Source organism: Pseudomonas sp. KH_017 (assembly GCF_057840285.1).
The window spans coordinates 5,131,546-5,151,963 of record NZ_CM174509.1; the positions used below are offsets into that span (position 1 = coordinate 5,131,546).

Annotated in this window: 15 protein-coding genes; 9 read left to right on the top strand and 6 right to left on the bottom strand. The window is 59.8% G+C overall.

The annotated features are described in order from the left end of the window. Positions 1 to 22 precede the first annotated feature (22 nt). Complete coding sequence (locus AC3IT6_RS23315; protein WP_489353097.1) at positions 23 to 2,533, bottom strand: putative bifunctional diguanylate cyclase/phosphodiesterase; 2,511 nt, start codon at positions 2,531 to 2,533, stop codon at positions 23 to 25. 1,191 nt (positions 2,534 to 3,724) lie between these two features. On the opposite strand from AC3IT6_RS23315, the gene AC3IT6_RS23320 reads away from it, so the two are divergent. Continuing rightward, complete coding sequence (locus AC3IT6_RS23320; protein WP_489353099.1) at positions 3,725 to 4,726, top strand: AAA family ATPase; 1,002 nt, start codon at positions 3,725 to 3,727, stop codon at positions 4,724 to 4,726. Beyond that, on the top strand, positions 4,723 to 6,051 hold the full coding sequence (locus AC3IT6_RS23325) for a DUF58 domain-containing protein (protein WP_489353101.1): 1,329 nt from the start codon (positions 4,723 to 4,725) through the stop codon (positions 6,049 to 6,051). Before AC3IT6_RS23320 ends, AC3IT6_RS23325 begins: the two co-directional genes overlap by 4 nt. Before the next feature lie 43 nt (positions 6,052 to 6,094). Here AC3IT6_RS23325 and AC3IT6_RS23330 read toward each other — a convergent pair whose 3' ends face one another. Together AC3IT6_RS23330 and AC3IT6_RS23335 are read right to left on the bottom strand one after the other, a co-directional pair. Continuing rightward, complete coding sequence (locus AC3IT6_RS23330; RefSeq protein ID WP_150726737.1) at positions 6,095 to 6,454, bottom strand: PilZ domain-containing protein; 360 nt, start codon at positions 6,452 to 6,454, stop codon at positions 6,095 to 6,097. Positions 6,455 to 6,687: 233 nt separating this feature from the next. Then, complete coding sequence (locus tag AC3IT6_RS23335) at positions 6,688 to 7,071, bottom strand: tetratricopeptide repeat protein (protein WP_223445924.1); 384 nt, start codon at positions 7,069 to 7,071, stop codon at positions 6,688 to 6,690. Between the two features lie 331 nt (positions 7,072 to 7,402). Here AC3IT6_RS23335 and pyk point away from each other — a divergent pair, with 331 nt between their 5' ends. Beyond that, positions 7,403 to 8,854 (top strand): pyruvate kinase, encoded by a 1,452-nt coding sequence (gene pyk, locus AC3IT6_RS23340; protein ID WP_007986125.1) that lies wholly within the window; start codon positions 7,403 to 7,405, stop codon positions 8,852 to 8,854. A gap of 192 nt (positions 8,855 to 9,046) precedes the next feature. On the opposite strand, the gene AC3IT6_RS23345 is transcribed toward pyk, so the two are convergent. From AC3IT6_RS23345 to AC3IT6_RS23355, 3 genes are read right to left on the bottom strand one after another with little or no spacing between them, the layout of a single operon-like run. Next, positions 9,047 to 9,796: an enoyl-CoA hydratase-related protein gene (locus AC3IT6_RS23345; RefSeq protein WP_489353105.1), complete on the bottom strand. Its 750-nt coding sequence runs from the start codon at positions 9,794 to 9,796 to the stop codon at positions 9,047 to 9,049. Between the two features lie 29 nt (positions 9,797 to 9,825). Further along, entirely contained in the window at positions 9,826 to 10,761 is a 936-nt protein-coding gene (locus tag AC3IT6_RS23350; RefSeq protein ID WP_489353107.1) for an iron-sulfur-binding ferredoxin reductase, read from the bottom strand. Continuing rightward, positions 10,754 to 11,860 carry a GGDEF domain-containing protein gene (locus tag AC3IT6_RS23355; RefSeq protein WP_489353109.1) on the bottom strand — a complete coding sequence of 369 codons (1,107 nt, stop codon included), beginning with the start codon at positions 11,858 to 11,860 and terminating at the stop codon, positions 10,754 to 10,756. Before AC3IT6_RS23355 ends, AC3IT6_RS23350 begins: the two co-directional genes overlap by 8 nt. A 525-nt stretch (positions 11,861 to 12,385) precedes the next feature. Here AC3IT6_RS23355 and AC3IT6_RS23360 point away from each other — a divergent pair. The 6 genes from AC3IT6_RS23360 to AC3IT6_RS23385 all read left to right on the top strand — a co-directional run bounded on the left by AC3IT6_RS23360 (position 12,386) and on the right by AC3IT6_RS23385 (position 20,180). Continuing rightward, complete coding sequence (locus AC3IT6_RS23360; RefSeq protein ID WP_046042171.1) at positions 12,386 to 13,909, top strand: fumarate hydratase; 1,524 nt, start codon at positions 12,386 to 12,388, stop codon at positions 13,907 to 13,909. A gap of 165 nt (positions 13,910 to 14,074) precedes the next feature. Further along, positions 14,075 to 14,293 carry a hypothetical protein gene (locus AC3IT6_RS23365; protein ID WP_489353112.1) on the top strand — a complete coding sequence of 73 codons (219 nt, stop codon included), beginning with the start codon at positions 14,075 to 14,077 and terminating at the stop codon, positions 14,291 to 14,293. A gap of 480 nt (positions 14,294 to 14,773) precedes the next feature. After that, complete coding sequence (locus tag AC3IT6_RS23370; protein ID WP_489353114.1) at positions 14,774 to 16,540, top strand: sensor histidine kinase; 1,767 nt, start codon at positions 14,774 to 14,776, stop codon at positions 16,538 to 16,540. Beyond that, positions 16,534 to 17,868 carry a sigma-54-dependent transcriptional regulator gene (locus tag AC3IT6_RS23375; protein WP_057713486.1) on the top strand — a complete coding sequence of 445 codons (1,335 nt, stop codon included), beginning with the start codon at positions 16,534 to 16,536 and terminating at the stop codon, positions 17,866 to 17,868. The genes AC3IT6_RS23370 and AC3IT6_RS23375 overlap by 7 nt, the downstream gene beginning before the upstream one ends. Before the next feature lie 299 nt (positions 17,869 to 18,167). Further along, positions 18,168 to 19,487: an MFS transporter gene (locus AC3IT6_RS23380; RefSeq protein ID WP_046042168.1), complete on the top strand. Its 1,320-nt coding sequence runs from the start codon at positions 18,168 to 18,170 to the stop codon at positions 19,485 to 19,487. Positions 19,488 to 19,946: 459 nt separating this feature from the next. Further along, positions 19,947 to 20,180 carry a hypothetical protein gene (locus AC3IT6_RS23385; RefSeq protein ID WP_056726094.1) on the top strand — a complete coding sequence of 78 codons (234 nt, stop codon included), beginning with the start codon at positions 19,947 to 19,949 and terminating at the stop codon, positions 20,178 to 20,180. Positions 20,181 to 20,418: the final 238 nt, after the last annotated feature.

The window sequence follows — 20,418 nt, forward strand, 5'->3', positions numbered from 1 at the left end:
ACGTTCCCAGGCACCTACGAAGTTATGGCGATTTAGTCTTGGTCCGTAGGAAATCAGTGCTCGCCATTAATCTTTCGTGAACATACTCCTCAAATTGTTCGGCTGGCAGTGGCCGGGAAAACAGGAAGCCCTGGTAGGTCTGGCAGCCATGCTTGACCAGAAAGGTGCGCTGAGCTTCTGTCTCCACACCTTCTGCAATCACCGAAAGCCCCAATATCTGGCTCAGGCTCACAATCGCGCAGGCGATGGCGGCGTCGTTGGGATCAACCAGCACATCTCTGATGAAGGACTGGTCGATCTTGAGTTGATCCAGCGGAAGGCTCTTCAGATATGACAGTGACGAGTAGCCGGTTCCGAAATCATCCAGCGAAAGGCCTATGCCGATCTCTTTCAACTCGATCATTTTGGCGACAGTACCTTCCATATCCTCTATCAGCAGGCCTTCGGTCAGTTCCAGTTTCAATTTCTTCGGATCGGCCCCCGTGTATCTCAGTACTTGCAGTACCTCCTCGACGAAGTCCGGATGGTGAAACTGGCGGGCGCTGACATTCACAGCCATACCCAGTCGGGCGGTTTCCGAATGCTTTGCCCAGGCAACCAGCTGAGTGCAGGCTGTCTGCAGCGCCCAACGGCCTAACGGCAGAATCAACCCCGTTTCCTCTGCCAATGGAATGAACTCGCCTGGAAACACGACTCCGCGCTCAGGATTCTGCCATCTCATCAGTGCCTCTGCGCCAATGATACGGCCCTCACTATTCACCTGCGGCTGGTAATGAAGAAGGAATTCGTTGTTTTGCAAGCCTTGGCGCAAGTCTACTTCCAGTCTGGCGCGTGCCGTGGCAACCGCCTGCATTTCCGGATCGAAGAAGCGCATGGTATTGCGGCCCGCCGCCTTGGCGCGATACATCGCCAGGTCAGCGCGCTTCATAATATCGTCCACTGTGCTCAGCTGCCCCTGGAACAGCGCAATGCCGAGGCTGGGGGTGCTGTGGTGCTCATATCCATCCAACTGGTAGGAAATGTTCAGAGAGTTGAGAATCTTTTCGCCAATAGCCTTGGCCTGGATAGCTGCTTCTGGAGGATTTTCATTAAGGCCATCCAGCAGGACGACGAATTCGTCTCCGCCCAGGCGAGCCACGGTGTCGCTCTCGCGTATGCAGCCGCAAAGGCGCAGAGCAACTTGCTGCAGCAACATGTCGCCTCTGTCATGCCCCAGCGTGTCGTTCAGTGCCTTGAAGTTATCCAGGTCAATGAGAATTATCCCGTTCGTATGCAGGCTACGGGAGCTGCCCGCCAGCAGATGCTGTAACCGGTCCAACATGAGCCGCCTGTTGGCCAGCCCGGTCAACTGATCGTAGAAGGCCAAACGCTGGACCTCTTGCTCAGCGGTCTTACGGTGGGTGATGTCAGTATTGATCGACAGAACGGATTGCGGCTGGCCATCATCGTCTCGCACCAGGGTTCGATGACTTTCGAGCGTGATGGTGCAGCCATCCCGGCGTCGAAGTGTAACTTCGTCCGCCCAGTCACCCGTTTCTATCAGGCTGTTAGTGGCCGCATTGAAAGCGGCGCTACCCTGGTAGATCAACTCCTGTGCCGATTTGCCGAGTGCCTCTTCCTTTGACAGACCGTAGAGACGCTCGGCACTTTTGTTCCAGTACAGGATGCGGTTATCCATCCCGTGAACGACAATGGCGTCCTGGGCCTTGTCCAGCAGCGATGCTTGCTGGCGGGCCTGCTTCTCGCTTTCGCGCAGCACTGCCAGATAACCTTCCCTTTCGGCTGCTTGCGACTCCATTTCGCGCCTGATCTTGCCCCCGTAGATAACGGCCGCACTGACCATCAGTAGCACGAACACCATGATCGCGTATTCGACCCGGCGCAGTTCTTCGACCGACTCAAGCTCCTCCTCCAGGAGCTTGCTTTGAATCAGGCCAACGCGATCCCGCACGGTACTGAGTGAGGCGAGCAACAGGGCAAACTTCCTGTCCATCGTTGCCATGCGTTTGCCGGCATTATCCGACTGCCCCTCCCTGAAGTAGGAAAAGATCAGCAAGGCCTCGTTCACCATTTCGACCATCGCGGCATCAACTGCACCCACCTCATCCTTCAATGCAAGGGTAAAGGCTTGTATATCTGCACTGTGTTCAGCCTCATTGGCGATCCGTACTTCCAACTGTTTTTTGGCCACTGCCAAATGCTCGTTGAAGGCGCGCAAGGCTTCATTCATGTTCCGCGATTCGGCTTCAACATTATGTGTATCGAACACATTATTGCCCGGCGCATTGACTGTGGAAGCCAGGCTGCCCAGCGTTGAATAGCTCGACAGCTGTTGGACCCACGACTGGTTTGCCTTGATGGAGCGGTGATAGGTATCGACGATCAGGTGATTCAATAGCACGCTCAGCACAACAACCAGCACGTCGAATCCCGCAAGAAAAAAGTACATGCGGTGCCATTTGGTCGAGCGCGGCTTATTTGAACTGGTGGGTATGGCTTGCTTTGCGGCGCTTTTATTCCTGAAAAAATCCATTTCACAATCTCCAAACATAATCCTTCTAAATTGACCAATAGAAGCGGTATTCGGAAACCAATTAACCTTTTGTGCCGACACCTGAACCTGAGAACACACCGCACGTAGCATTAGCCAAATTTTTTCTCTGTTCTGGATTCACGCTGGTTTTCGTGAGCGAAGCTCCCGAGACAAGCAATCGCTACCGAAGCTATACGTCTTAAGTGCCACACCAACCAACTATTCGACACTAAGCAATGCATTTGGCGATGCTAATTTCATGGTGAAATTTTTTACTCTCCGAAGCAGTCTCTTAACATTTCGGCGATAAAACGAAATCATTTTCATTTGTTGTGTTTGACATCATCGTTTCAGGTAACGATTCTCCTCGCTCTCCATTGTAGAACTGAACGTCGGCAATCACTTTTGCCAGATGCTCTGTTCCTTTCAATTTCCTCAGCCTCGTTCTGCGCCTCTGGCGAGCGTGCAGACCTTGGCCAGCATGTCTGGGGTGAGCATATCCCCGTTTTCGCAGTGCCCAGCCGCACCGTAGCGAAAGCCGATTCGATCCTGAGTGATCCCGACAGATCTAGTCCAAACCCTGCGCCTGCAGGTGCAGGGTTTGCTCCATGTCTTCCCGAGTGTCGTTGCGGATTTGCGCCCCTGAACTGGATGCTTCACGCAGAATAGTCGAGTGACATAGGGCACGCTGCGGGTCATTTCCGCGCAGCCTGCCGGACTGCCTGATCAGTTTCGACAGCAGACCAAGCATAGCCACTAATTTGCCATTGTTCTGTTCGCCGACTGCTCCAGGTCGGTAGCAGCCCTTGATGGTCGGCAGCTTTCGGCCATGAGCTGTGGTTCGCTGGCACCAACTTTTTGACAGCGGGCTGGTCGCTCGGCCTCCAAAAAGCGGACGCCCCCGCGCTCCGCGACGACTGCCTGATCGTTTCATTTAAAGCGGCAAGCCCGCGCCTTGACGCAGCGCATTTGCAACGACAACGAAATGAGGGAATCGGTTGACCGTCATAGACTAACCTCCACCTCTGACGAACGCTCAAATGAAGGGTTGCCATGGGATTGCAATGAGGCAGATTGGCAGTCACTCACTCGTTCCACGCGTAAAAAAATACGTGAAAAAAGTTAGATTAAATAAGTGACTGATTTATGGAAGATAAAACAAATATAACTGTTAACAAGGCTCCGGAACCCATGAGTCAACCGATCGAGCCCGACGTACCGAACCACGCCGCTCAACAACGTCAGCGTGCCGGCCATCTGGCCCAGGCCGTACGCAAAGAACTGCAAAAAGCAGTGATTGGCCAGGACCGCGTGATCGACGACGTCCTGACCGCGCTGATCGCCGGCGGCCACGTGTTGCTCGAAGGCGTACCGGGTTTGGGCAAGACTCTGTTGGTGCGCGCCCTCGCCCGTTGTTTCGGCGGCGAGTTCGCGCGCATCCAGTTCACCCCGGACCTGATGCCCAGCGACGTCACCGGGCATGCGGTGTATGACCTGCAGACCGAGCAGTTCAAGCTGCGCAAGGGGCCGTTGTTCACCAACCTGCTACTGGCCGACGAGATCAACCGTGCCCCGGCGAAAACCCAGGCCGCACTGCTCGAAGCCATGCAGGAACGGCAAGTCACCCTCGAAGGCCAGCCGTTGCCGATTGCGCAACCGTTCATGGTGCTCGCCACACAGAACCCGATCGAACAGGAAGGCACTTACCCCTTGCCGGAAGCCGAACTGGACCGCTTCATGCTCAAAGTGCGCATGGATTACCCCGATGCCGAGCAAGAGCTGAACATGGTGCGTCAGGTCAGCCGCTCGACCCGGGCCGACATGCTCGACGTTCAACCGATGCGTACGTTGTTGCAGGCCAAGGATGTACTGGCCCTGCAACGCATTGCCAGCGACCTGGCGCTGGACGATCAGGTGCTCGATTACGCCGTGCGCCTGGCCCGCTCCACCCGCAGCTGGCCCGGCTTGATTCTCGGCGCCGGCCCACGCGCGTCCATCGCGCTGGTGCGATGTGCCCGGGCCCGCGCACTGCTGCGTGGTGGTGAGTTCGTGATTCCGGATGACATCAAGGGTTGCGCCCTGGCCGTGCTGCGCCATCGAGTGCGCATCGCGCCGGAGCTGGACATCGAGGGCCTGGATGTCGATCAGGTACTCCAGCAGATGCTCGACCAAGTGCCGGCGCCGCGCCTGTGAAACCCTCGCGCCTGATGCTCGCCTGGTTGCTGATCCTGCTGTCCATCGGCATCGTGTCGGGCACTTTGCGGGCATTGGAATTCGCGGTTCCGGCGAATCTCATGGCGATCAACTGGGGGTTGCTCCTGGCGCTGCTGGCTCTGGCCCTGCTGGATGCGGTGCGCGTGAAGCGCCGGCCTTCGCCCCGGCTGAAACGCCAGTTGCCCGGCAGCCTGGCGCTGGGTCGATGGAGCGAGGTGCAACTGACGGTCGAACACGACTTTGCGCAACCGCTGAAAGTACAAGTCTTCGACCACGTACCGTCGGGCCTGAGCTTCGAAAACCTGCCACTGACGGTCGAGCTGCAACCCGGCCAGCACAGCCTGGCCGGTTATCGCCTGCGCCCGCTCAAGCGCGGCCACTTCAGCTTCAAACGCTGCGAAATCGACCTGCCAAGCCCCCTGGGGCTCTGGTCGGACAGACGCTTGCTCGACCTGCCCGCTGCCACCCGCGTCTACCCCGATTTCGCCCGCTTGTATGGTGGGCAGTTGCTGGCGGTGGACAACTGGCTCAACCAGCTTGGTGTCCGCCAGAAACAACGACGGGGCCTGGGCCTGGAATTCCATCAGTTGCGCGAATTTCGTGAGGGCGACAGCCTGCGTCAGATCGACTGGAAAGCCACCGCCCGCCAGCGCACGCCGATTGCCCGGGAGTATCAGGACGAACGCGATCAACAGATCATTTTCATGCTTGACTGCGGCCGGCACATGCGCAGCCAGGATGATGAACTGTCGCACTTCGATCACGCCCTCAATGCCTGTCTGTTGCTCAGCTACGTCGCGCTACGCCAGGGCGACGCGGTGGGCCTGAGTACCTTTGCCAGTGAACAACCGCGCTACCTTGCGCCGGTAAAAGGCATCAGCCATCTCAACACACTGCTCAACAGCGTTTATGACTTGAACAGCAGCCAACGCAGCGCCGACTATCAAGCCGCGGCAACGCAACTGCTGGCACGGCAAAAACGCCGGGCACTGGTGGTGCTGGTGACCAATCTGCGCGAAGAGGACGACGATGAATTGCTCTCGGCGGTCAACCGCCTGAGCCAGCAGCATCAGGTGCTGGTCGCGAGCCTGCGCGAAGACGTGCTCGACACCCTGCGTCAGTCACCGGTACAGACCTTGCCCGAGGCGCTGGCCTATTGCGGGACCGTGGACTACCTCAATGCACGCGCCGAACTCCATGAGCGCTTGAACGCTCATGGAGTGTTGGTGATGGATGCGCGGCCCGGTGAGTTGGGGGCAGAGTTGGTGACGCGGTACCTGGGCTGGAAAAGAACTGGACTCTGAGCCTGAGCCTGAGCAATCACTCACAGCCGGTTTTCCAGTGATCTCAAGCCGAAGCCGGCAACGGCTGAAAACTGAAATACCGCCTCAGCGCCTCCACCAGTTGCCCATACTCCGGCGGTGCCCGTTGCAGGCTGAACCCGGTGTCGTAATGTTGGGGGGTCGCGTCTTCGTGGCACCACAGGCAACAGGCCTGCAGGTCGATGATCCGCTGGCCACCTTCGCTGGCGGGAATTTTCAGGCGCAGGTTGAAGTCCGCGCCGATCATCATCGGCAGCTGACTGATCAGCATCAGCCCGTCTTCGGAGACATTGCCCAGGTAGCCGATGGGTTTGCCGGTGATGCCGTTGAACACTTTCAGGAAGTACGGCAGTTGATGCCGCTCGATTCGGCGGTCAGTGAACATGTGCAATTTCGCTATGCAAGGCTCTTAAGCAGAGCCGCACTACTGCTTCGGAACGGGTATGCATTTTGTCGTTGCCCGCTCTCCCCGCTTCCGGTACGCCAGTCCTTGTAGCGCAGAGTCTTGCTTGTGCCGGTCACAGGTGTTGCCCCGGTCCAGAGACAAGGCTCTAAAACCGGTTCATTGGACTATAGCTCAGCACCACCGGTGAGCCAGCAATCAGAGGGTTACCGACATCAGAACTGCGTCGGTTTTGCGGCCGCCGTACTGCGCGTCGGGTAGTGGCCCAGGCTCTGCAGGGTTTCAATGCGGGCACGGGCGCGGTAGGCATATTCGCTCAGTGGATAGGACGCCATGATGAACTGATAGGTCTGGGCCGCGTCGATAAACATCTTCTGTCGCTCCAGGCACAAGCCGCGCATCATCGACACTTCCGGCCACACGTAAGGCCGCGCGCGGCTGTCGCGTTCGACCTTGGACAGTTCGAGCATCACCTGCTCGCAATTGCCCCGGTCATAGGCGCTGTAGGCATTGTTCAAATGATGGTTCATCGACCAACGGGTGCAGCCCGTGACGCTGAGAGCGCTGATGGCAAGGGCGGCAATGAGCACGAATCGCATGGGGGGATCTCCTGTCTTGAACCCTGTATCGACCCATGGTCGGAAATCTTCAGGCTGCGAGATGCAAAGTTGTCGGGTTCAATCAAGGCACTGCGGACCGTTGTTGTAGGAGCGAGCCTGCTCGCGATGGACGTCAACGATTATGCGTACTTTCTGAGTAACCGCGTCGTACTTGAGTTCATCGCGAGCAGGCTCGCTCCTACAGAGGCCAGGGCAACATCTGGTTCTTCCTTAAAACCAAGCTCTTCACGAAAAAGTAGTGCAAACGAACAATGACTACACCTTCGGAGCATAGTAGCCTCACTCAGCGCTTGAACTCAGGAGTCTTTGCATGTCCGTCCGTCGTACCAAAATCGTCGCCACCCTTGGCCCGGCCAGTAACTCGCCGGAAGTTCTCGAACAGCTGATTCTGGCTGGCCTGGACGTCGCCCGCCTGAACTTCTCCCACGGCACCCCCGACGAGCACAAGGCTCGCGCGAAGCTGGTGCGTGACCTCGCGGCCAAGCACGGTCGCTTCGTCGCCCTGCTGGGTGACCTGCAAGGCCCGAAAATCCGTATCGCCAAATTCGCCAACAAGAAGATCGAGCTGAAGATCGGTGATCAATTCACCTTCTCCACCAGCCATCCTCTGACCGAAGGCAACCAGCAAGTGGTCGGCATCGACTACCCGGACCTGGTCAAGGACTGCGGCGTGGGCGACGAGCTGCTGCTCGACGACGGTCGCGTGGTGATGCGCGTCGATACCGCCACGGCCACCGAACTGAACTGCACCGTGACCATCGGCGGCCCGCTGTCCGACCACAAAGGTATCAACCGTCGCGGTGGCGGCCTGACCGCTCCGGCCCTGACTGAAAAAGACAAGGCCGACATCAAGCTCGCCGCGGAAATGGAAGTCGATTACCTCGCAGTCTCCTTCCCGCGTGACGCTGCCGACATGGAATACGCCCGTCAACTGCGCGACGAAGCCGGCGGCACTGCCTGGCTGGTGGCGAAGATCGAACGCGCCGAAGCCGTGGCCGACGACGAAACCCTCGACGGCCTGATCAAGGCGTCCGACGCAGTGATGGTTGCCCGTGGTGACCTGGGTGTGGAAATCGGCGACGCCGAGCTGGTGGGCATCCAGAAGAAGATCATTCTGCACGCACGCCGTCACAACAAGGCGGTGATCGTCGCGACCCAGATGATGGAGTCGATGATCCAGAACCCGATGCCGACCCGCGCCGAAGTGTCCGACGTAGCCAACGCCGTGCTCGACTACACCGATGCCGTGATGCTCTCGGCCGAAAGCGCCGCTGGCCTGTACCCGCTGGAAGCCGTTCAGGCCATGGCGCGCATCTGCATCGGTGCCGAAAAGCACCCGACCAGCAAGACCTCCAGCCACCGTATCGGCAAAGAGTTCGAGCGCTGCGACGAGAGCATCGCACTGGCGACCATGTACACCGCCAACCACTTCCCGGGCGTGAAGGCGATCATCGCCCTGACCGAAAGTGGCTACACCCCGCTGATCATGTCGCGCATCCGCTCCTCGGTGCCGATCTACGCGTTCACTCCACACCGCGAAGCCCAGGCTCGCGCGGCAATGTTCCGTGGCGTGTACACCATCCCGTTCGACCCGGCTTCGCTGGCGCCGAACGAAGTCAGCCAGAAGGCGATCGACGAGCTGGTCAAGCGCGGCGTAGTTGAAAAAGGCGACTGGGTCATCCTGACCAAGGGCGACAGCTACCACACCACTGGCGGCACCAATGGCATGAAAATCCTGCACGTTGGCGATCCGATGGTCTGAGTGACCGGTTGTTCGAAAAACAAAAGCCCTGCCATGTGAATGGCGGGGCTTTTTGCTTTCTGATCCTTTTTTTGTATTGCCTGATCCGGCCCCTTCGCGAGCAAGCCCGCTCCCACACTGGATTTATGGTGTCCACAGAATCCCTGTGGGAGCGGGCTTGCTCGCGAAGATGCCCGCCTTGTCAGCGAAAATTCAATGCCGTTTGATGAATCCGGTCAACGCCGCCAGCGCCTCCGGCGAACGCACCCGCTGGGTAAACAACACCCCCTCCTCTTCAATCACCTTGCGCAACAACTCCCGGTCCGGCGTCTTCATCAATTGCTTGCTGATGCGCACCGCTTCCGGCGGCAACGACTCAAAGCGCAGGGCCATTTCCCGCGCCTTGGCCAAGGTCTCTTCGCCACTGCCCAGCGCCTCGGACGCAATGCCCCACGCCGCAGCCTGTTCACCACTGAAGACTTCACCGAGCAGCAACAACTCCGCCGCCTTGGCCTGCCCAAGCAAGCGCGGCAGGATCAGGCTGGAGCCGAACTCCGGGCATAAACCAAGGTTGACGAACGGCATGCGCAAGCGTGCGTCACGGCTGACGTAGACCAGGTCGCAATGCAGCAACATCGTCGTGCCAATGCCCACCGCCGCTCCGGCCACGGCGGCGATCACCGGTTTGCGGCATTCGAGCAGGTTGAGCATGAACTGGAATACCGGGCTGTCGAGGCCGCTCGGCGGTTGCTGGATGAAATCGGCGATGTCGTTGCCGGCGGTGAAGCATTCGGCAGAGCCGGTGATCAGCACGGCGTTGATCCCGGGGTCGCTGTCGGCCTGTTTCAACGCCTCGGCCAGGTCGCTGTACATGGCGCGGGTCAGGGCGTTTTTCTTGTCCGGGCGATTCAGGCGCAGGGTCAACAGGCCGCGTTCGCGTTCAATTTGGATGGCATCGGTCATGGCAGGTCTCGCGTCTGAAAAGTCAGCGCTCAACCACGGGGCAGGAACACATCGGCCAGCAGTTGATTGCGCGGCAATCCCGCCAGGTACAGGCGCCGGGCAAAGGCGTCGACGCTGTCGGGGGCTCCGCAGAGTAAGGCCAGGGTTTGCCGCGAAACAAGCCGCAGTTGCGCCAAAGCCGCTGGCAACTCGGCCGGGGTCCACAGTTCGACACTCAGGTTCGGACGGCTGGCGGCCATGGCTTGCAAAGGTTTGGCCAGATAGTGCTCATCGGCGTCATGGGCCAGGTGAATGACGCGGATGGCGCCCTGGTGATCCTGTCGCAGCGCTTCGCGCAATACACCAAACAAGGGCCCCAACCCGGTGCCGGCCGCCATCAACCACAACGGCCGGGCGTGCCAGTCAGGGTCGTAATGCAAGGCACCGCCGCGCAGTTCACCGAGACGGATCGGATCGCCGATGCGCAATTGCCTGGCGGCATCGCTGAATTCCCCGGGCTTGCGGCAATCGAGATGAAACTCCAGAAAACGGTCTTCTTGCGGCAGGCTGGCGAGAGAATACGGCCGCGCCACGCTGCCCGCCCACAACACCAGGTGCTGGCCGGCGCCATAGCGCAACGGTCGCTGGGGGGTTACGCGTAGACGCAGGACCGTGGCGCTCAACCAATCGACGGCAGCCACTTCGGCCGGTCGGCCATCGGTTTGCGGGTCGAAGGCGTGCACCTGCAAGTCCTCGACCACCTGGCACTGGCACGCCAGGCGCCAGCCTTGTTCACGCTGCAGCGCACTCAAGGCATCGGGGCGGCTGTCGCTCGGCAGGCCCCGTACACACTGCACCAGGCACGCATGACAACTGCCGGCGCGGCAACTGTAAGGCACCGGCACGCCGTTCTGGTTCAGCGCGTCGAGCAAATTGCTGCCCGCCGCCACCGACCAATGGCGCTCGCCGACCCGCAGCTCAGGCATCGACGTTCTCCCACGCTGCCGCGCACCGGTTACGGCCGTCACGTTTGGCGCGATAAAGCGCCTGATCGGCCTGTTGCAGGGCGTCATCGAGGTCGTCGCCCCGTTCCAGCAGGGTCATGCCGGCGGACAGGCTAAGGTTGCGCACATTCAGACCAATCAGCTCGACATCGGTGAACGCGATGCGCAGCCGTTCGCAGCACGAAGTCAGGCTGTCGGCATCGCAATCGGGCAGCAGCACCACGAACTCTTCGCCGCCGTAGCGGGCCAGAACATCACCGTCGCGCAGGCACGCGCTGGCAACGCCGGCAAAGGCTTGCAGCACCTGATCGCCAGCGGCATGACCGTACAGGTCGTTGATGCGCTTGAAATGGTCAAGGTCGATCAGCGCCAGGCCATGCACGACACCCGCGTCCATGGCGTTCAACTCGCGTGACGCCAGGCGCAGGAAATGCCGGCGATTGAACAGGCCCGTGAGCTCGTCGGTGGCCACCAGGTCTTCGAGCTGGCGCATCATCCCGCGCAACGTGTCCTGGTGCGCCTGCAAGGCAAAACGCCGCTGGCGCATACGCTGTCGCGAAGCCTGGACATAGCGGGCATACAGCACCAGCCACACCAGCACGATGAACAGCACACAGACCTGCAACACCGCCATGGCCGGGTCAGGCAGCTGGAAGTGGTAGCCCTCCCACAGCGTGATCGCACTGAAACTGAAAAACACCAGCAGCGCGCATCGTACTAAAGACCGGCGTGACAGATGGAACAGGCCGAACAGCAGGATCAGCACGTAAAACACCAGAAACGCGCCCCGGGCTTCATCCAGATGGGCGATCAGCCAGGTTTGCCAGCCCAGCCCCAGCAACACTTGTGCCTCGGTCAGGCTGGGGTCGGCGAAGCGCAGGTTGTAGCCTCTGTAGAACACCGCGAACAGGGTGGCCTGGCTGATCACCACCAGCGCGCTGCCGATGGCGATATTGGAAAGCGGTGCATCATAGTGACCGGTAAAAAACGCCAGCCACAGCAACAGCAATGCCAGGGCATAGGTGCCGGCCGCGAGGGCGAAACGTTTGAGCAACAGGCGCTGGATGGCGTTATGGGTCAATCGTTGACTCACCAAATGAAAGGAGACTGACAGAGCGTCCTACTCTACAGACCGTATGTCACTTTAGTGGCGAGACCGATAAATGACCATTCAATTTTCGGGATCGACTTTCCGAGCCTTGCACGACCCTGTGGCGAGGGGGCTTGTCGGAATGCCGCACCACCCCGTTCGGTTGCGAAGCAGCCGTAAAACCGTCACAGACAGTCCGTCTGACACAACGCTTCGTCCGCTTCCGGGACTGCTCCGCAGTCCAACGGGGCGATGCGGCGGTCCGACAAGCCCCCTCGCCACAAAAGCCTTCACCACACATTTGCCGCTCGTAACTTGCCGCTTGCAGCTGCTTCCATGCGACCAACGATTGACTGCCGGCGCGTGTGCCTGTCCGCGAGGCGCGTTATACTGCCGCGCCTTTTTAGCGTCGCGCCAGCTTGCCCGGCGTGCCTTGAAAGGTGCTTGCAACCGACCGATGCACCCAAGCTGCAAGCACCTTATTGAATGTTCCCGTCTTTTAGAGGAGCGCGACTCATGACCGTGATCAAGCAAGACGACCTGATTCAGAGCGTTGCCGACGCCCTGCAGTTCATTTCCTACTACCACCCCGTGGATTTCATCCAGGCGATGCACGAAGCCTACCTGCGCGAAGAATCGCCAGCGGCCCGCGACTCGATGGCACAGATCCTGATCAACTCGCGCATGTGCGCCACCGGCCACCGCCCGATCTGCCAGGACACCGGTATCGTTACCGTGTTCGTGCGTGTCGGCATGGACGTGCGTTGGGATGGCGCCACCATGAGCGTGGACGACATGATCAACGAGGGCGTACGTCGCGCCTACAACCTGCCGGAAAACGTCCTGCGTGCTTCGATCCTCGCCGACCCGGCGGGCGCTCGTAAAAACACCAAGGACAACACCCCGGCAGTCATCCACTACTCCATCGTTCCGGGTAACACCGTGGAAGTGGACGTGGCGGCCAAGGGTGGCGGTTCCGAGAACAAGTCGAAGATGGCCATGCTCAACCCGTCCGACTCGATCGTCGACTGGGTGCTGAAGACCGTCCCGGAAATGGGCGCCGGCTGGTGCCCACCAGGCATGCTCGGCATTGGCATCGGCGGCACCGCCGAGAAAGCCGCCGTCATGGCCAAGGAAGTGTTGATGGAATCCATCGACATTCACGAGCTCAAAGCTCGTGGCCCGCAGAACCGCATTGAAGAAATGCGCCTGGAGCTGTTCGAGAAGGTCAACCAGCTGGGCATCGGCGCCCAGGGCCTCGGTGGCCTGACCACCGTGCTCGACGTGAAGATCATGGACTACCCGACCCACGCCGCTTCGCTGCCGGTGTGCATGATCCCGAACTGCGCCGCCACCCGTCACACGCACTTTGTGCTCGACGGTTCCGGCCCGGTTGCCCAGGAAGCGCCACCTTTGGACGCCTACCCGGAAATCGTCTGGGAAGCCGGCCCGTCGGCCCGCCGCGTCAACCTCGACACCCTGACCCCGGAAGAAGTACAGAGCTGGAAGCCGGGCGAGACCGTCCTGCTCAACGGCAAGATGCTCACCGGTCGCGACGCGGCGCACAAGCGCATGGTCGAGATGCTGAACAAGGGTGAAACCCTGCCGGTGGACCTCAAGGGTCGCTTCATCTACTACGTCGGCCCGGTTGATCCGGTGCGCGAAGAAGTGGTTGGCCCGGCCGGTCCTACCACCGCGACGCGGATGGACAAGTTCACCCGTCAGATCCTCGAGCAGACTGGCCTGCTGGGCATGATCGGCAAGTCCGAGCGCGGCCCTACCGCAATCGAAGCGATCAAAGACCACAAAGCCGTTTACCTGATGGCAGTCGGCGGCGCGGCTTACCTGGTGGCGCAAGCGATCAAGAAATCCCGCGTAGTAGCTTTCGCCGAACTGGGCATGGAAGCGATCTATGAGTTCGACGTAAAAGACATGCCAGTGACCGTTGCGGTCGACAGCAAGGGCGAGTCGGTACACATCACCGGTCCTGCCATCTGGCAGAAAAAGATCAGTGAAAGCCTGGCGGTGGAAGTGCAGTAAGCACTTAACCGCTGATTAAAAAAGAGCCGCGCTGTCTATACGACAGCGCGGCTTTTTTTTTACCTTCTGGTCACCACCCCCCGGGGACTGGCCTACCATCACTTGTAGTGAGTGGTTTTACGCGCACGTAGCCCCTGTCGTACCTCGCCAAAGGCCTAGTTTTGAATGTCCGTGACCTACCTGCCGCTGAAAGCCTGGAATAAACACTGGACACTCGACGGCCCGCTGGTGCGCTGTCGGCAGTGTGGGAGCGTTCAGGACCTCACGGACGCCGGCGCTTTTCGGCATGCTCTCGGCTGTAAAGCCTGGAGACTGCAAGCCCAATACCCCAGTCGGGAACTGGCTGCGCTGATGCAGCAGAAAATCCAAGCGGGGTTGTTTTGATGCGTGCCATGCTCGAGGGCGGTGCCGTGCGTGAGGTGCTGGTCATTCGAAGCGTTTCACAGTGAAACGCTTGGGAATGTTCTCGGGGTAACGCCGCACAAGGCGACTCATCAGCGGCCATCTACCCGTCGAGTTTCCCCCTGAGCATGGGAAACGTTTCTCCGTGAAACACTCATGCGTTTTCACCGGCTCGCCCATTACCAAATCGGTGGAGCCAATCAGGATCCTGGTGACAGCCCGTCTGAACAGATCGGGCTAGCCAACAGAATGCATGAAGCACACTTGAACAATGATGATCTGAGTAACTCCGGGAACACGGTAGTTTCGTTGGGGAAACTGACAGATGAACTGGAGCAGATGAGACGAAACATGAATCGTTGAAAGCTCAAGGTTTCCACTCGGGCGCAGTGAGATGAGATCTGGCGCAAGATAGTCCGCATGCTATCTTGCGCCTCCTATCTTTTGTCCGATTTCCGTTCGATGCTCCCGACTTCCAGATCCCTGCGCCTGGCGCTCTACACCTTATTGATCATCGCCGGCGCCGCCCTCGCCGCCACCCTGGCCATGCGCCACACCGTGCGCCAGTCAATGGTCGAAGACGCTGGCCGCGCCAATCAGCAACTGGCGCTGTATGCCACGTCCCTGCATACCCTGATCGAACGTTACCGCGCCCTGCCCGCGGTGCTGGCGCTGGACCCGGAGCTGCGCTCGGCGCTCAAGGGGACGGTGAGTCCCGAGCAACAGGATGCGCTGAACCGCAAACTGGAAAAGATCAACGGCGCCGCTCAATCCTCGACCCTGGAACTGCTCGATCGCACCGGCCTGGCCGTAGCGGCGAGCAATTGGCGTTTGCCCAGCAGTTATGTCGGCCACAACTACGGTTTCCGTCCCTATTTCAACCAGACCCGCACCCAGGGCACGGGGCGCTTTTATGCCGTGGGAGTGACCAGCGGGATTCCCGGTTACTTCCTCTCCAGCGCGGTCAGCGATGACGACGGTCAGTTCCTCGGTGCCATGGTGGTGAAACTGGAATTCCCCGAACTGGAGCGGGAGTGGCGTCAGGGCAACGACACGCTGCTGGTCAGCGATGCGCGCGGGATCATCTTCATCGCCAACCAGCCGGGCTGGCGCTATCGCCTGCTCAAGCCGCTGAGCGACAGCGATCATGCCGAACTCAAGACCACCCGCCAGTACGACAAGCAGCCGCTGACGCCGCTTGAGTTTCAATCGTTGCGGCGCTTCGACGACAACAGTGACCTGGCTCGGGTCGATGGCCCCAACGGCAAGGCGGATTACCTGTGGGAATCCCTGCCGCTGACTACTGAAGGCTGGACCCTGCACCTGCTGCGGCGCCCGCAGGTCGCCTTCGAAGACAGCCGCAACGCCGCGCTTGCCGCGGCCGGGCTATGGCTGACCCTGGTGTTCCTGCTGCTGTTCCTCAACCAGCGCTGGCGCTTGGCCAAACTGCGTCAGCGCAGTCGCGAAGAACTCGAACGACTGGTAGAAGAACGCACCCGCGACCTGCGCACTGCCCAGGAAGGCCTGGTGCAATCGGCCAAACTCGCGGCGCTGGGGCAGATGTCCGCCGCCCTGGCCCATGAGATCAACCAGCCGCTCACCGCCCAGCGCATGCAGCTTGCTACTCTGAGGTTGCTGCTCGACCACGGTCGCATCGACGACGCCTACAAGGCGCTCAAACCGGTGGATGAAATGCTCACCCGCATGGCGGCCCTCACCGGCCATCTGAAAACCTTCGCCCGCAAAAGCCCCAGCGGTTTGCGCGAACGCCTGGACCTGGCGGCGGTGGTGGACCAGTCGCTGCAACTGCTCGACACCCGGTTGCGCGACGAACAGGTCAGCACCGTACTGCACCTGACACGCCCGGCCTGGGTGCGTGGCGATGCGATTCGCCTGGAACAGGTACTGATCAACCTGCTGCGCAATGCCCTCGATGCGATGCAGGATAAACCCTGCAAACGCCTGGAAATTCGCCTCGAAGCCGACGAGCAATTGTGGCGCCTGAGCGTGATCGACAATGGTGGCGGTATCGCCGAAGAGAACCTGTCCAAAGTCTTCGATCCATTCTTCACCACCAAACCGGTGGGCGAAGGCTTGGGTATCGGGCTGGCCGTGTCCTTTGCCATCGTTCACGAATCCGGCGGGCGCTTGAGTGCCGAAAATCATGACAAAGGGGCCGTGTTTACCGTGACCTTGCCCATCGACCTGGAGGTGCATGAACCATGCTGAACTCAGTGATCGTGGTCGACGACGAAAGCAGCATCCGCAGTGCCGTCGAGCAATGGTTGAGCCTGTCGGGTTTCGAGGTGCAGCTGTTCAGCCGCGCCGATGAATGCCTGGCGCAATTGCCCAGGCATTTTGCCGGGGTGATTCTCAGCGATGTGCGCATGCCCGGCATGACCGGCCTGGAACTGCTGGCCGAGGTGCAACGCCGGGATGCAGATTTGCCGGTGATCCTGCTGACCGGCCACGGCGATGTACCGATGGCCGTCGAAGCCATGCGCGACGGTGCCTACGATTTCCTCGAAAAACCCTTCAGCCCGGAAACCCTGCTCGGCAGCCTGCGCCGCGCTCTCGACAAGCGCCGGCTGGTGCTGGAGAACCGCGCGCTGCACGAGCAGGCAGACAACCGCGCCAAGCTGGATGCCACACTGCTGGGTGTGTCCCGGGGCTTACAGACCCTGCGTCGGCAAGTTTTGGACCTGGCAGCACTGCCGGTCAACGTGCTGATTCGTGGTGAAACCGGTAGCGGCAAGGAGCTGGTCGCGCGTTGCCTGCACGACTTCGGGCCGCGGGCCGACAAGCCCTTTGTCGCACTCAACTGCGCGGCCATCCCCGAGCAATTGTTCGAGGCCGAGCTGTTCGGTCACGAGAGCGGCGCGTTCACCGGGGCGTCCGGCAAGCGCATCGGCAAACTCGAGTACGCCGACGGCGGCACGCTGTTTCTCGATGAAATCGAAAGCATGCCGCTGGCCCAGCAAGTGAAATTGCTGCGGGTGTTGCAGGAGCAAAAGCTTGAGCGGCTGGGTTCGAACCAGAGCATCCGCGTGGATTTGCGCATCATTGCCGCGACCAAGCCGGACCTGCTCGACGAAGCGCGGGCCGGACGTTTTCGCGAAGACCTGGCCTATCGTTTGAACGTCGCTGAACTACGCCTGCCGCCCTTGCGCGAACGCCGTGAAGACATCCCCCTGCTGTTCGAATCCTTTGCCCAAAACGCCGCCGAACGCCTGGGACGCAAATTTCCACCGTTGAGCGGCGCGCAATTGAGTCACCTGCTGAGCCACGACTGGCCGGGCAATGTGCGCGAACTGGCGAACGTCGCCGAGCGTCAGGTATTGGGGCTCGGTGAGCCGGAGCCCTTGGGCATCGAGCCCGGCCAGTCACTGGCGGCGCAGCAGGAAGCGTTCGAAGCGCAATGCCTGCGTGCGGCATTGACCCGGCACAAGGGCGACGTGAAAGCGGTGCTCGAAGAACTGCAACTGCCGCGCCGGACCTTCAATGAAAAGATGCAGCGGCATGGGTTGAGTCGGGAGATGTTTTTGCCCGAGGCCTGATTTTTTTTGGTGTCTGCTCTGGCCTCATCGCGAGCAAGCTCGCTCCCACAGTGGATCTGTGTACGCCGAACATTGTGGGAGCGAGCTTGCTCGCGATGAGGCCTGTACAGGCAAAGCAATCAACAACACCATGAGCAACTTTCCGCCCACCACCCGCCACGAATAAGCGGATTTCCGCTCACTAAAACACCCTCCCCCCTCTAAACCGGCCCTCTCCCCCTTGGCACAGCTCCTGCTATAGCCCCTGCAGGCTGCGTTTAATCGCGCTCCACAAAAACAATTAAATGAAGGATCCGTCAATGGATAACTCCAACGCCCTGCCCCTTGGGTCGGCTGCCACGCCGGCTAAAGAAAGAACCACCGCCAGTCGCATCAAATCGATTTTCAGCGGTTCTGTCGGCAACATGGTCGAGTGGTACGACTGGTACGTCTACGCCGCCTTCTCCCTGTACTTCGCCAAGACCTTTTTCCCCAAAGGCGACACCACCGCACAACTGCTGAACACCGCCGCGATCTTCGCCGTGGGCTTCCTGATGCGTCCGATCGGTGGCTGGCTGATGGGGCTGTATGCCGACAAGGTCGGGCGCAAAAAGGCCCTGATGGCCTCGGTGTACCTGATGTGCTTCGGCTCGCTGCTGATCGCCCTGAGCCCGAGTTACGAAGTCATCGGCATCGGTGCGCCGATCCTGCTGGTGTTCGCGCGCTTGCTGCAAGGCCTGTCGGTGGGTGGCGAATACGGCACCTCCGCTACTTACCTCAGCGAGATGGCGACCAAGGAGCGTCGCGGCTTCTACTCCAGCTTCCAGTACGTGACCCTGATCTCCGGCCAGCTCATCGCTTTGGCGGTGCTGATTGTCCTGCAGAACTTCCTGACCACCGAGGAGCTCTACGCCTGGGGCTGGCGCATCCCATTCGCCATCGGTGCCCTGTGTGCCGTGGTGGCGCTGTACCTGCGTCGTGGCATGGAAGAAACCGAGTCCTTCACCAAGAAAGAAAAAGCCAAGGAAAGCGCGATGCGCACCTTGATGCGCCACCCGAAGGAGCTGATGACCGTGGTCGGCCTGACCATGGGCGGTACCCTGGCGTTCTACACCTACACCACGTACATGCAGAAATACCTGGTGAATACCGTCGGCATGAGCATTTCCGACTCCACCACCATTTCCGCCGCCACGCTGTTCCTGTTCATGTGCCTGCAACCGATCATCGGCGGGCTGTCGGACAAGATCGGTCGCCGGCCGATCCTGATCGCCTTCGGCATCCTCGGGACGCTGTTCACCGTGCCGATCCTCACCACCCTGCACACCATCCAGACCTGGTGGGGCGCGTTCTTCCTGATCATGGCGGCGCTGATCATTGTCAGCGGCTACACCTCGATCAACGCCGTGGTGAAAGCCGAACTGTTCCCGACTGAAATCCGCGCCCTGGGCGTGGGCCTGCCGTACGCACTGACCGTATCGATCTTCGGCGGCACCGCTGAATACATCGCGCTGTGGTTCAAGAGCATCGGCATGGAGACGGGTTACTACTGGTACGTTACCGCGTGTATTGCCGTGTCGTTGCTGGTGTACGTCACCATGAAAGACACCCGCAAGCACTCGCGGATCGTCACTGACTGACAGATAGATCGAAGCTGGCAGTACTGGCCTCTTCGCGAGCAAGCCCGCTCCCACATTCGACCGCGTTCCTTCTGGAACAACCCGGTTAAATGTGGGAGCGGGCTTGCTCGCGAATGGAGCCGACCCGGTACCAAGCCAGCATAGTCATGACAGCCAAATCCAGGTTCGACCGGTGCCCGGATTGGCCGTGCGGCAGTGAAAAATGGACAAGGGCTTTATGAAAAACCTGTCACCCAGGTAAAAGAGCCGATTAATCACGCGTTAATGCTCGCCGCCCAACCTTTAACGGCCTGATCGATTCATTGCGATGTGCTCACTCAGTCCTTGAAAGCGAAAAAGCCTGACGGCCTTAACATCCAATTAATCGATAAGTAGCAGGATTTAACTGCGATATTTAATCGATTTATCTGGCGTCTTGGCTTTTTTTCACAAAACGCCAACGAGACGGGAGTCACCACCATGAAAACCAAACTGATCCTTGCCCTGGCCCTTTCCGTACTGGCCGCCAACACGTTCGCCGCCGATGGCTACGACAAAACCGGCTCGGCCTCTTTCGGCTCCGATGCCAGCGCTGCCATCGAACGCAGCCACTCGGGCACCTATGCCTCGGACGGCTTCGATAAAACCGGCACCGCGGACGCTGTCGCTGCCGACGGTTTCGACAAAACCGGTAGCGCTGAAGCTATCGGCTGAATGTGGAGGGAAACTCACGGCCCGGCTTCGGCCGGGCTTAGTCGTTTTTGGGGTAAAGCAAATCTCAAGATTGGCCGAAGACCTGTGGGAGCAGGCTTGCTCGCGAAGACGGCGGCACATCCAATACCAATGTGACTGGCACACCGTTTTCGCGAGCAAGCCCGCTCCCACATAGGATCTCATCAACTCAAGTACCGAATCCGACTGGAAATCCGTGGCGCGTGCTTGCACCATGAGC

Coding starts and splice junctions, on each gene's coding strand:
- AC3IT6_RS23375 (WP_057713486.1), top strand. CDS start 16,534: ATGCTGAACTCAGTGATCGTGGTCGACGACGAAAGCAGCATCCGCAGT.
- AC3IT6_RS23385 (WP_056726094.1), top strand. CDS start 19,947: ATGAAAACCAAACTGATCCTTGCCCTGGCCCTTTCCGTACTGGCCGCC.
- AC3IT6_RS23315 (WP_489353097.1), bottom strand. CDS start 2,533: ATGGATTTTTTCAGGAATAAAAGCGCCGCAAAGCAAGCCATACCCACC.
- AC3IT6_RS23365 (WP_489353112.1), top strand. CDS start 14,075: ATGTCCGTGACCTACCTGCCGCTGAAAGCCTGGAATAAACACTGGACA.
- AC3IT6_RS23360 (WP_046042171.1), top strand. CDS start 12,386: ATGACCGTGATCAAGCAAGACGACCTGATTCAGAGCGTTGCCGACGCC.
- AC3IT6_RS23380 (WP_046042168.1), top strand. CDS start 18,168: ATGGATAACTCCAACGCCCTGCCCCTTGGGTCGGCTGCCACGCCGGCT.
- AC3IT6_RS23335 (WP_223445924.1), bottom strand. CDS start 7,071: ATGCGATTCGTGCTCATTGCCGCCCTTGCCATCAGCGCTCTCAGCGTC.
- AC3IT6_RS23330 (WP_150726737.1), bottom strand. CDS start 6,454: ATGTTCACTGACCGCCGAATCGAGCGGCATCAACTGCCGTACTTCCTG.
- pyk (WP_007986125.1), top strand. CDS start 7,403: ATGTCCGTCCGTCGTACCAAAATCGTCGCCACCCTTGGCCCGGCCAGT.
- AC3IT6_RS23320 (WP_489353099.1), top strand. CDS start 3,725: ATGAGTCAACCGATCGAGCCCGACGTACCGAACCACGCCGCTCAACAA.
- AC3IT6_RS23345 (WP_489353105.1), bottom strand. CDS start 9,796: ATGACCGATGCCATCCAAATTGAACGCGAACGCGGCCTGTTGACCCTG.
- AC3IT6_RS23350 (WP_489353107.1), bottom strand. CDS start 10,761: ATGCCTGAGCTGCGGGTCGGCGAGCGCCATTGGTCGGTGGCGGCGGGC.
- AC3IT6_RS23370 (WP_489353114.1), top strand. CDS start 14,774: ATGCTCCCGACTTCCAGATCCCTGCGCCTGGCGCTCTACACCTTATTG.